The sequence below is a fragment of the Streptomyces sp. B21-083 genome, from assembly GCF_036898825.1.
Lineage (GTDB): Bacteria > Actinomycetota > Actinomycetes > Streptomycetales > Streptomycetaceae > Streptomyces.
Genome location: NZ_JARUND010000002.1, coordinates 421853 through 434032 on the forward strand (window position 1 = coordinate 421853; position 12180 = coordinate 434032).

Here is a 12180-nt window from a genome sequence, read left to right on the forward strand (position 1 = left end):
CATGCGGAGTTGACGTTCCCATTCCGCACGTGCCATCGAACAACGGTGCAGGCGAACGCTGTTGGACCCTCGGCGAATGGATAGGCTTTGCACCGACCGGGAGTTGGCGCATCCGGGCGAACGGCAACGCGCTCGGAGCTCGAACCCGAAGAGCGGGTCCGGCGAACGATGCGTGCAGGCGGTCGTGGCAGCTCACCGACGTCCCCACAGATGGCTGCGTCAACCGGTGGCGGGACGTCACGCCGGACGGGCAGCCGCGCGCTGCGTCCACGCCAGGTGTCAGCGGGCGGCCGTCCGGGTCCGGCCGGCCCGTCTGCCTTCGCCACGCTTCGGGCGGTGCCCCACGGTGGCCAGGGCGATGGTCACGTAGTGGTCGGCGATCTCCGACGGGGTGAGCGGACCGTCGGGCCGGTACCAGTGCGCGATGCCCTGGCACATCGTCAGAACCGCCCGACTGGCCTCCACCGGGACGGGGATGGTGAACTCGCCGGAGTCCACACCTTCGAGCACGGCGTTGCGCAGCAGCCCTTCCAGCTCGTCACGCAGGGATACGTAGCGGACCCGGTTGTCGGATTCCAGGCTGCGGCTCTCGGTGTCGAGGAAGGCGAGGGGAGCCCGGTAGGTCATGAACAGCACAATGCATTCGACGAGCGCGCAGAAGCGGTCGACGGGGTCGTCGCCGGCTTCCTCGACGGCCGTGCGGCAGCGCCCGAGGACGGATGCAAGTGAGCCCAGCAGCAACTCGACGAGGATGGCCTGCTTGTTCGAATAGTGGTAGTACAGGGCGGGAACCGTCACCCCCACGCGGCGAGCCAGCTCACGGACGGTGGTGGCGTGGTAGCCCTGCTCCACGATGGCGCCGAGAGCGTGGTCGAGGATGGGCGGCAGCTCCAGCGGACCGTACGCCCGCCAGTCGGTGTGTCCGTCTGCACGCAGGTCCGGGACCGGCTCCGACATGCTCTTACCTTCCGAACGAGTGAACTACCGTTCGCTAAGCATACTCATCCTGCAAGTCGACGTACGGCCTGCGGTTCGCCCGCCACGGCCGATCGCCCTTTCAGCATCAGGTGCGCGCGACGGTCGTAGATCAGCGGCGACAGGGCCATAAACACGTCCGGGCGCTCACCCAGAGGGGGGCGGTGGTGTCACGCCGGGACATCCAGTCGCGACTTGAGGTGGCTGAACGTGGCCAGCGAGGATCGACCGTGGTAGTTCCCCATGCCCGATTCGCCGACCCCGCCGAACGGCAGGTCAGGGACCAGCAGCTGCCACATGGCCTGGCCGAAGGCGACGCCGCCGGAGCTGGTCCCGTCAGTCAGGCGGGCACGGGCGGTCTCGTCCTCGGTGAAGCCGTACAGGGCCAGCGGACTGTCGTGGTCATTGATGTACGCGATCGCCTCGTCGAGCCCCTCGACCTCGACGATCGGCAGGATCGGCCCGAGGATCTCCTCCTGCATCACCGGGTCCGCGGGACTGACGCCGACGAGGACCGTCGGCGCCACATACCTGTCATCACGGTCACTCTGTCCGCCGACGACGGTACGCCCGGAAGAGCTCAGCAGCCTCTCCACTCGGTCGAAGTGGCGCTCATTGACCAGGCGCCCGAATCTCGGGGAACGCGAAGGGTCCTCGCCATACAGGTCGGTGACGACGTCGCGCAGCTTCTCGGCGAGCCTGGCGGAGGTTGCCCGGTCGGTGAGCACGTAGTCGGGGGCGACGCAGGTCTGGCCCGCGTTGGCGAACTTGCTCTCGGCCAGACGACGGGCCGCGATGTCCAGGTCCGTGGTGGAGTCCACGAACACCGGGCACTTTCCGCCGAGTTCGAGGGTGACGGGGGTGAGGTGTTCGGCGGCGGCCCGGGCGACGACGCGGCCGACGGCGCCGTTCCCGGTGTAGAAGATGTGGTCGAAGCGCTGTGCGAGCAGGGCGGTGGTCTCGGGCGCGGCTCCCTCGACCACGGCCACCGCCTCGCTGTCCAGGTAGGCGGCGACGCGGCGGGCGAACAACGCCGAAGTGGCCGGGGCGAGTTCACTCGGCTTGACGACCACCGTGTTGCCGGCGGCGAGCGCGCCGATCATCGGCATGGCCAGGAGGTGTACCGGATGGTTCCACGGTCCGATGATCAAAACGACGCCGAGGGGGTCGTAGGAGGTGGAGGCCGTGGTGCCGGGCGGCATCGGCGAACCGTCGACGGGGACCGGCTGAGGCCGGAGCCACTCGTCGAGGTGGCGTAGAACGTGGTCGATCTCGCGGACACTCGCGTTGACCTCGGCCCTCAGGGAATCCTGGTGGGGCCGCTGCAGGTCCTCGTAGACGGCGTCGGTGATGCCGACGGAGTTCTCGGTCAGCAGGTCGCGCAGCCTGCCGAGCTGTTCGCGGCGCCAGGCGACGGGCCGGGTACGGCCGGAGCGGAAGGTCCCGCGAAGGCGGTCGACGAGGGCGGCCGCGTCGAAGGAGAGGGGCGCCATGACGTACTCCAGAAGGAAGAGAAGAGCGAAGAAGCATCTGGCCCCCGCCCGCCGATCGGCAGACCGCGGTTCGTCGATGCCGATCAGCCGTTCGCGAACGGGTACTCGCCGGAACAGGCGAGTGCGGCGAAGGCCGTGATAGTCATGCGTTCGACCTGGTCCTTTGTCGGCTGCGAGCCCTGACTTACGGAACCAGGGTGCGAGCGGCTGCGCCAAGGAGGCATCGGGGAGTTCCGCAGGCCTGGGACGCGGAGCCGCCGGTGAAGCCCCGCACGCGATGCTCAGTGCGGCATGACCCGCGCCAGCTCCGTGCGCGAGGAGACGCCGAGCTTGGCGTACACGCGCGTGAGGTGGGATTCCACCGTGCGGCGACTGACGTACAGCTGTTCGGCGATCGCAGGATTGGAGACGCCTTCGGCGGCGAGGCGGGCGATGCGCTCCTCCTGCGAGGTGAGGGTTTCCAGGGCGGTGTGCTCACGGCGCAGGTGTTCGCCGGTGGCCTCCAGCTCCGCACGGGCGCGGGCGGCGAAGACCGCCATGCCGAGCGAGTCGAACAGGCGCAGAGCGGCCCGCAGTCGGGCTCGGGACTCCTGTTTGCGGCGCTGTCGGCGCAGCCACTCGCCGTACAGGAGGTGGGTGCGGGCGAGCGCGATGGTGGCGCGGGTCTCGCGGAGCCGGTCGATCGCCGTGCGGTACAGCTCATCGGTCCGCGTGTCGGGTGCGTCGGCCGCCTCGCTCAGCACGGCGCGCGTCTTGGCGGCCATGCCCAGCCCGTACGACGTACCCGAGGCTTGCGTGAGTGAGTCGAGCCGGTGCGCGGCCCGTGCGGCCAACTCCGGCTCACCGCTGCGAGCCGCGGCTTCGGCCAGGTCGGGCAGAGCCTCGGTGGCCACGAAGGAGTGCGAGGCGTCGAGGGCGAACCGCAGGTGGTCGAGAGCCTGCGGGTAACGCCCGGCACCGATGTCGGCGAGCGCCAGAGCGTGAGACACGGCGTCGGCAAGCGTGCCGAGCCTGTGTGCGGCGGCGTGCCGCTGGACCTCCGCCGCCAGCCGGGCGGCCTGATCCGCGTCTCCGCGCAGCGCGGCCACGGTGACCTCGCCGGGCGGTACCGTTCCGATGATCCCCGGATTGCCGGTGATCGCGGAGAGCTCGCGCACCGAGTCGTAGAGCGCTTCCGCTTCGGCGAGTCGGCCGGCAAGGAGCTCTGCCTGTCCTCGCGCGGTGAGAGCCAGGGGGAGGACGGGGAGGCCCCCCAGGGTTCGGGTCGTGCGCAAGTGCTGGGCGGAGAGAGTGTCCTGGGCGCGGTCGTCCCACAGCTCGACGGCCGCGTACAGGGCGGCTTCGACTTCGGGGCCTGCCTTGTCGGCGGGGAGTACCGTGACGGCCTCACGGAAAAAGCCAGCGGCCGCTTTGTCGTCTCCGGCCTCTCGCGCCGCGTACGCCTTGAGGATCAGATGCGCGACGTGCGGCGGACTGTCGGCCGGGGGCTCGGGCAGCAGCGCGAACGCCCCCAGCAACTCCTGTACCGCTCCCGTCGGCGCGTGACGTCCCGCATGCAGAAGGGCCTGCAGAGCAATCAGGTACGTCCAGCGGGCACGTCGAGGGTGGCGGGGCGCGAGGGCGTCGCCGGCGGAGGCCAGGACAGCAGCGGCGTCGGTGCCTTCGCCGCGCATCATGAGCGTCACGCCACGCACCAGACGGGCGCGGGCCTCGATGTCCGCTTCGGTGCACGGCTCGCGTTCGGCCCGCTCCACCAAGGCGTCGCCGGTGTCGAGGGAGCCGGCGGCGAGCGCGGCCTGGGCCGCGTCCAGAAACCGGCCGGCGCGTCGGCACGGGTCGACACTCATCTCGGCGGCCCGGCGCAGGAATGCGGCGGCCGTGGACAGGCCACCCCTTCGCTGCGCCCGCTCGGCGGAGGCCGCCAGTTCGCCGGCGATCTCCTCGTCCTCCCCCGGCGCGCCCGCCGCACGGTGCCAGGCACGGCGGTCGGGATCCACGACCGGGTCGGTCGCCTCGGCCAGCGCCCGGTGCGCCCGGCGGCGCACGTCCGCGTCGACATGCGCGAGCAACGCCGAGCGCAGCAACTGATGGGGGAAGCCCAGCTTGTCGCCGCGGCGGAGGAGACCGGCGCGTTCGGCATCCACCAGACGGTCCCCGTCCAGCCCGAGCGCCTCGGCGGCTCGCCGGACCAGAGGCTCGTCCCCCGTCGGATCGGCGGCGGCCACCACGAGGACGTCCAGCGACATGGGCGGGAGGGCCCGCGCGGCAGCCAGCAGGCTCTGTTCCAGGTAGGAGCCGATGGGCAGGGCGTCCGGCAGCGAGGCGCGACCGGTCAGCCGGTCGGAGTCGAGGTTGTCGGTCAGCTGCAGCAGTGCCAGCGGATTACCGCCCGTCTCCGTGAACAACCGCCCGGCCACCCACTCCGGCACGGACACCCCTGCCGCAGTGGCGACGAGCGCGTGCGCCGCCGTGCTGTCCAGGCCGCCGACGTACAGGTCGTCCAGTCCGTCGAAAGGGGCGAAAGGCTGGTCCGCCCGATCCAGTCGCACCGCGAGCACCACCGCCAGCGCCTCGCCGCGAGAACGGCGGGCCACGAAAGCGAGCATCGTCGCGGACTCCTCGTCCAGCCACTGCGCGTCGTCCACCAGCAGTGCGATCGGCCGCGTCTCAGCCGCCTCCGCCAGCAGGTTGAGTACCGCCATGCCCATGAGCATCCGCCCGTGGGCCGCCGCCTCGCGCAGTCCGAGCACGCCTTCGAGCGCCTCCCGCTGCAGCCCGGGCAAGCGGTCCAGCAATTCCTCCAGCGACGGCCCGCCCGTCTCCAGCGAGAGCAACAATTGCTGCACGCCGGCGTATGGCAGGGCGGCCTCGGAGGCGACGCCGTCGGCCCGAACGACACACAGTCCCGCGGCGGACTTCGCGGCGTACGCGAGGAGGGCGCTACGACCCACTCCGGCCGCCCCGCGCAGCACCAGGGCCCCACCACGTCCGTCCCGCGCGCGTGCGAACAGCTCGTCGATGGCGGCGCGCTCCCGCGCACGTCCAAGAAGTTCCACGTCGCGAGCGTACGACAGAGCGTGCCGGACCACCGATGCGGACGGAAGGTCTGCGTGCGTGAGGTCAGGGTGGCCACCGTGGTGGACCTGGGCAGCCTCCAACCGCTGTCGGGGATCATCGGCGATGGTCGGCGACCCAAATTGGCGCTCACCGACGAGGACATCGAAACCGCCCACGTCGAGCACGACAGGCATCGCCGCCGCGGCGCCGACTACACCGGCCCACCCCCTTACTCAGGGCGTCTCGATGACCTGTTCGGCCCAGATGGTCTTTCCGGTCGGGGAGTACCGAGCGCCCCAGCGCTGAGTGAGCTGAGCAACGAGGAAGAGCCCGCGGCCCCCCTCGTCGGTCAGTCGGGCCCGTCGAAGGTGGGGGCTGGTGCTGCTGCCGTCGCATACCTCGCAGATCAGGGAGCGGTCCTTGATCAGCCGCAGACGGATGGGGTCGGAGCCGTAGCGGATGGCGTTGGTGACCAGTTCGCTGACCACGAGCTCCGTGGTGAACAACGTATCCTCCAGCCCCCATGCGGTGAGCTGTTCGCCGACCTGTTTGCGCATCTCGCCCACGACGACGGGGTCGTTGGGCAAGTCCCAGCTGGCGACCTGGTGCTCGTCGAGGATCCGGGTGCGGGCGAGAAGCAGGGCGATGTCGTCGGTGCGTGAGCTGGAGTCCGAGTGCAGGGCCCCCAGCGTGATGTCGCAGAGCTCTTCGAGTGAGGAAACGGGCGAGGCGAGGGTGCGGCGCAGCTCATCGATGCGGTCGTCGATGTCTTGGTCACGGGCCTCGATGAGGCCGTCGGTGAACAGGGCCAGCAAGCTCCCTTCGGGCAGGGTGACCTCCGTCGTCTCGAAGGGCAGGCTGCCCAGGCCGAGAGGAGGACCGGCGGGTACGTCGACGATCTGTGTGGTGCCGTCCGGGTGTACCAGGATGGGCGAAGGGTGACCGGCCCGGGCCAGCGAGCAACTGCCGGAAACCGGGTCGTAGACGGCGTAGAGGCAGGTGGCGCCTACGTCACCGGGGATCGTGTCGGGGCCCTCGTCGCCGCCCTCGGTGGCTCCTCCATCAGCGTGGGTCACGATGTCGTCGAGATGGGTGAGGAGCTCGTCGGGCGGCAGGTCGATGTCGGCGAGGGTGCGCACCGCCGTACGCAGCCGCCCCATGGTGGCGGAGGCGGTGATGCCGTGGCCGACGACATCACCGACGATCAGGCCGACCCGCGCGCCCGGCAACGGGATCACGTCGAACCAGTCGCCCCCGACCTCGGCTTCGCCGCCCGCGGGCAGATAGCGGGCGGCGGTCTCCACAGCGGGGTGCGTGGTCGGGCCGTGCGGCAGCAGGGTACGTTGCAGCGCCAGTGCGATGCCGCGTTCGCGGGTGAATCGGCGGGCGTTGTCCAGGCAGACCGCCGCCCGGGCCACCAGGTCCTCGGTGACAGCCAGGTCGTCGGCGGAGAAGGGCTCGGGGCTGCGGCCGTGGCGGAGGAACAGGGCCACACCAAGCGTGGTGCCGCGGGCGCGAATGGGCACGGTGATCAGCGAGTGCGTCCCGTCGGTGCGGGCCTGGGCAGCCTGGCCGGGGTCGTCGGCGAGCCATTGCACGATGTGGGGGTCGGTGATCCGATGGAGTTCCGCCCTGCCGGTGGCCAGGCAACGGGCGATGGGTGATGACGCCGGGTGCAGCTGCACGTGCGCGGGTGTCGGGCCGTGCTCCGTCCGGTGCGTGGAGGCCGTCAGGTGCGCGGCTCGCTGAAGCAGAACGGGACCGGACATCACAGGTGCCGGCAAGTCGCCCTGGAAAACGGCGTCCAGCACGTCCACGCTGACCGTGTCGGCGAAACGGGAGACCGCCACATCGGCGAGCTCGCGGGCCGTGCCTGCCACGTCCAGGCTCGTGCCGATGCGGGTCCTGGCCTCGCTCATCAGTGCCAGGCGCTTCCGAGATCCGTACAACTCGGAGTAGTCGTACGCCGCCAGGGCCACCGCGTGCACCTGCTCGGCGGAGTTCTTGAGCGGGAAGATGTCGACGGCCCAGGCATGCGCCTTCGGCTCGCCCGGGAGCCTGACGAAAAACTCATCGGACTCCGGCCGTCCGGTCGCTGCCACGCGCAGGGCGCGCGCTTCGGCCTGGGCGTACTCCTCCCCCTTGAGATATTCGGTTGCGCGCCGACCACGGGTATCCGCCTCGCGGACATGGATCGCCTGGGCCATCGCCTGGTTCTGCAGGAGCGTCCGACCCTCGCGGTCCGTGATCGAGAGAGGGACGGGCAACTGGTCGAACAGCCACCGACGCAGCTGGTCGTCCAAGGGTGGCTCCGCGCCGTCCCGGCGCACGGCTGTGAACAGGAAACCGGCCTGCGCCTCTCCGCTCGGCAACGAGGACAGGTACCCCTGCACATCCAGTGGGCGACCGTCGCGATGTCTCAGCGCCGTGCCGTCTACGGTGAACAGCTCGGCCAGGGGCCTGCCGAAGACGTCATCGAGGGCGTACCCGAACAGGGCCTGTGCTCCGGTGCTCCACTGGAGCACCCTGCCCTCGGCGTCCAGCAGGGCGACGACCGCACGCGTCTCCAGAAGGGAGCTGGCCGACACCGCGGCGAACGGCCCGGACATCGCATCGAAGTTCGTCATGCTGACCTACCCGGCCCTCATACCGATGTCCACCACCGTCTGACGAGATCGATGGCCAGGCAAGGAGCAGATGCCTATCAGCCACACTACCGGCTCACCGCGAAGCCAGGACAAAGGATCATCAAACGGACCCATTCAGCCTCGGATGCGCTGCCCTTCGACAGTCCTCCGGGAAGGCTGGTGAGCATCCAACAGCAGGGCCGAGGGCGACGCACTAACGAGACTGTTCGTCAGACGCTGCGCGTCCCCTAATGGCGCCGGTTGCCACATGTCCCCCACCCGACACCGAGACCCTCCCATCGGGAGCAACTGCCCGGGTGAGCAGACCCTCAGCCCGAGCCGGCCGAAGGAGTGCGTCGCGTAGCGGCTCCGCTCGTCCCCTGCGGCCCTACTCCGGAGCGCATCCGCGCAGGATGTAGGCGATCACGTCGTCCAGCTGCCCCTCGGTCGCCTCCGGGGCGAGCAGGCCGCTCACCGCCATGCCGGCGAAGCCGTGCAGCGTCATGAGGGCAGGAAGCGCGACGCGTTCGGGCAGCCCCTCCCGGACCTCGCCCAAGCGCTGACCCTCGGCTATCAGCCCGACGGTCTGCTCGTAATAGCGGTGGACGGAAGCAGTCAGCGCCTCCGAAGCCTGGGGGTCGTGCTTGATCGAGTACATCAGGTCGAGCAGCGCAGCATTGGCCGTGGCGAAGCCCACGTAGGCGCGGACCGCGGCGTCCAGCCGCTTCGCGAAGGACTCGCCGGCCCGTTCCTGGGACGCCGCGAGGACGTCGGCAAAGCGTTCGAAGCCGATCAGCGCCAAGGCCTCCAGCAGCGCCTGCTTGTCCTTGAAGTGGCGGCTCGGGGCGGCGTGACTGACCCCCAGGTCGCGGGCGAGCTCGCGCAGAGACAGGGCGGCCTGCCCCTTGTCCCGGAGCGTCTCCTCGGCGCGCACCAGGAGCGCGGCGCGGAGGTCTCCGTGGTGATAAGGGCGATGTCGGGTCTGCATGGTCGTCATTGTAGCGGACATGTAACCGACGCCTACATTGTGGACGCCGTCACCATTGTTGCCATTGACAGCAATGTTGGCAGCGCCTACCTTAGCGGGTATGGCTACTGAATCCACCAAGTGGAAAATCACCGACTTCCCTGACCAGACCGGCCGTACCGCCGTCGTCACCGGCGCGAACAGCGGACTCGGCATCGCCACCGTCGACGCGCTGGCCCGTGCGGGAGCACGCGTCATCCTCGCCGTACGGGACGTGAAGCGCGGCGAGGCCGCCGCCGCGAACGTACTGGGCGCCAAGGGCAGCCTCGAAGTGCGACGGCTCGACCTGGCGGACCTCGCCTCGGTGCGGGAGTTCGCGGCGGGCTGGAAGGGCGACCTCGACCTGCTGATCAACAACGCGGGCGTGATGAACGTCCCGGAGTCGCGCACGAAGGACGGCTTCGAGACGCAGTTCGGCACGAACCATCTCGGGCACTTCGCGCTGACCAACCTGCTGCTGCCGCACGTCACCGACCGCGTGGTCACGGTGGCATCCGCTGCACACCGGTGGTCCGGCGCCAGTATCTACTTCGACAACCTCAACCTGACCGGCCAGTACGCCCCCATGGTCGCGTACGGCCAGTCCAAGCTGGCCAACCTGCTGTTCACGCTGGAACTCCAGCGCCGCCTCACCGAAGCCGGCTCACCCGTGCGTGCCCTCGCCGCCCACCCCGGCTACGCCGCCACCAACCTCCAGAGCCACGACGCCAACTTCGTACGGCGGCTCCTGATGCGGCTGACCAACCGGTTGATCGCCCAGGACAGCCAGTCCGGCGCCCTCCCGACTCTGTACGCCGCCGTCCAGGACCTGCCCGGTACCTCCTACGTCGGCCCGGACGGCCGTGGCGAGTCGCGCGGCGGACCGACTCTGGTAGGCAGGAGCCAGGCGGCCAGCGACCCGGTATCCGCACGACGTCTGTGGACGGCCTCCGAGGAACTGACTAACACGACCTTCCCGTCGCTGCCCCGGGCGACGGCCCCGACCCGGGCCTAGTCCGGGAACTCTGCTTGACCCCTCTTCCTGAGACGCGTTCCAAAGGCCGAGGACGCCTTAGGCGGGTCTGGTGTGGCTACACAAGCCCGCCACCGACCTCGGTGACGACCCGGCCCGCATCGCGGATAGGGGCGGCAGTGCCAGTGGAGGCACGGTCGCGGGCGGGGCGATCCCCGCCCTGGACCGGCAGGGCGCCGCGATCACTCCGCAGATCCTGATCATGCGAATGCTCGACGCCTGCAACGTCACTCCACCCCCCAGCTCGCGCCGTTGATGGCCTGGTCGTGGGACGACAACCGCGCCGGCTGAGGCGCCCCGCTCGGCGGTGCTATCGGCGGCCCTGACATACCGGCCTGCACCGCCCCGAACGGTTGACCGACGCGGCCGGACTGCCGCCGACCTACATCGAGGCCGGTCAGCTGGACATCTTCCACGACGAGGACCTCATTTACGCCCTGCGCCTGAGCCAGGCCGGCGGCCCGTCGAGTTCCACCTCTCGCCCGGGCGTAGCGCCCGAGTTCGAGTCGATCCCGTACGCCTCCGACGCATTCGCGGGCGTCATGACCGACCGGGTCCGCGTCCTCGCCTCCTGTGACCACACATACGGCCCTGGCCGCAGCCCGTCCCATTCCCCCCACTCCCCATTCTTCGAGGAAGCAGCAATGACCACCGCATTCGACCCGATCGACCTGAGCGGCAAGGCGCTGGCCAACCGCATCGCTATGGCGCCGATGACCCGCAACCGCGCCCATGCCACGGCGGCCACCGCGACGGAGCTGATGGCGACCTATTACGCCCAGCGTGCAAGCGCCGGCCTGATCATCACCGAGGGAATCCAGCCGTCGGCGGCAGGCCAGGCGTACCCCAGCACCCCTGGCCTGCACTCCGCCCAGCAGGTCGATGCCTGGCGGAAGGTGACCGATGCCGTCCACGCTGAGGGCGGCACGATCTTCGCGCAGCTGATGCATGGCGGCCGACTCGGCCACCCCAGCCTGCTGCCCGACGGACTCGTCCCCGTCGGCGCCTCCTCCGTCACAGCGGCGGGCAAGGTGTTCACCCCCCAGGGCCTCCAGGACTTCGTCACGCCGAAGGAACTGGACCAGGACGACATCACCCGGACGATCGCCGACTACGCCGACGCGGCGCGCAACGCGATCGCCGCTGGTTTCGATGGGGTGGAGCTCCACGGGGCGAACGGCTACCTGATCCACCAGTTCCTCGCTCCCAACACCAATGTGCGCACCGACTACTGGGGAGGCGGGGCCGCGGGCCGGGTGCGCTTCGGCGTCGAGGTCGCCACGGCCGTCGCGGAGGCTATCGGCGGGCACCGGACCGGCTTCCGTATCTCCCCCGGCAACCCCAGCAACGACATCGCCGAGACCGACCCGGCGGACGTGCTGGAGACCTACACCGCCTTGATTGCCGGTCTCGCCCCGTTGGACCTCGCTTACCTGCACCTGCTCGAGGGTCCGGACCGCGACCTGACTGCACGGCTGCGCAAGGACTGGCCGACGACATTCATCCTCAACCCCTTCACCTACCCCGAGCCCACCGGCCCCGGCGCTCTCGCCCAGATCGAGGACGGCGCCGCGGACATGATCGCCTTCGGCGCGCTGTTCCTGGCCAACCCCGACCTGCCCGCCCGTATCGCGGCCGGCGGCCCCTACAACACCCCCGACACGGCCACGTTCTACGGCGGCGATCACCGCGGCTACACCGACTATCCGACACTGCCCGCCTGACCATCCCCGTCCCACACCGGCAGGGCCCGCGCCCCGGAAGGAACGGCTGCCGACCCGGTCGGCAGCCCGCTGGACAGCTTGCTTCTCGACATCACCGGGTGGGCGGCTGCTGACCAGATACACACCGGCGACTCCCTCCACACCGAGCCGGGGCAGCTCGACGTCGGCGACCGTGCGCTGTACATCCTCACCTTCCCCGCGTCCACACCTACGGCCGGGACGCAGCCTGCGGTTTCTATCCCAGCGCCATTCTTCGAAGGAGCAG

At 70.0% G+C, this 12180-nt stretch carries 8 protein-coding genes; 3 read left to right on the plus strand and 5 right to left on the minus strand.

The annotated features are described in order from the left end of the window. Positions 1 to 279: 279 nt before the first annotated feature. The 5 genes from QA861_RS25955 to QA861_RS25975 form a co-directional block, all read right to left on the minus strand. Positions 280 to 957 (minus strand): TetR/AcrR family transcriptional regulator, encoded by a 678-nt coding sequence (locus tag QA861_RS25955; RefSeq protein WP_334590986.1) that lies wholly within the window; start codon positions 955 to 957, stop codon positions 280 to 282. A 188-nt stretch (positions 958 to 1145) separates the two neighbouring features. Then, complete coding sequence (locus tag QA861_RS25960; protein WP_334590987.1) at positions 1146 to 2468, minus strand: aldehyde dehydrogenase family protein; 1323 nt, start codon at positions 2466 to 2468, stop codon at positions 1146 to 1148. A 281-nt stretch (positions 2469 to 2749) separates the two neighbouring features. Next, positions 2750 to 5524: an ATP-binding protein gene (locus QA861_RS25965; protein WP_334590988.1), complete on the minus strand. Its 2775-nt coding sequence runs from the start codon at positions 5522 to 5524 to the stop codon at positions 2750 to 2752. 234 nt (positions 5525 to 5758) lie between these two features. Further along, positions 5759 to 8152: an ATP-binding SpoIIE family protein phosphatase gene (locus QA861_RS25970; RefSeq protein ID WP_334590989.1), complete on the minus strand. Its 2394-nt coding sequence runs from the start codon at positions 8150 to 8152 to the stop codon at positions 5759 to 5761. Between the two features lie 388 nt (positions 8153 to 8540). Next, entirely contained in the window at positions 8541 to 9140 is a 600-nt protein-coding gene (locus QA861_RS25975; RefSeq protein WP_334590990.1) for a TetR/AcrR family transcriptional regulator, read from the minus strand. 100 nt (positions 9141 to 9240) lie between these two features. On the opposite strand from QA861_RS25975, the gene QA861_RS25980 reads away from it, so the two are divergent. From QA861_RS25980 to QA861_RS25990, 3 genes are all read left to right on the plus strand, one after another. Then, on the plus strand, positions 9241 to 10173 hold the full coding sequence (locus QA861_RS25980; RefSeq protein WP_334590991.1) for an oxidoreductase: 933 nt from the start codon (positions 9241 to 9243) through the stop codon (positions 10171 to 10173). A 70-nt stretch (positions 10174 to 10243) separates the two neighbouring features. Continuing rightward, a complete protein-coding gene (locus tag QA861_RS25985; protein WP_334590992.1) occupies positions 10244 to 10447 on the plus strand; it encodes an alpha/beta hydrolase family protein in 204 nt (67 codons plus the stop codon). A gap of 388 nt (positions 10448 to 10835) precedes the next feature. After that, positions 10836 to 11915, plus strand: a complete 1080-nt coding sequence (locus tag QA861_RS25990; RefSeq protein WP_334594844.1) for an alkene reductase — start codon at positions 10836 to 10838, stop codon at positions 11913 to 11915. The last annotated feature ends 265 nt before the right edge of the window (positions 11916 to 12180 follow it).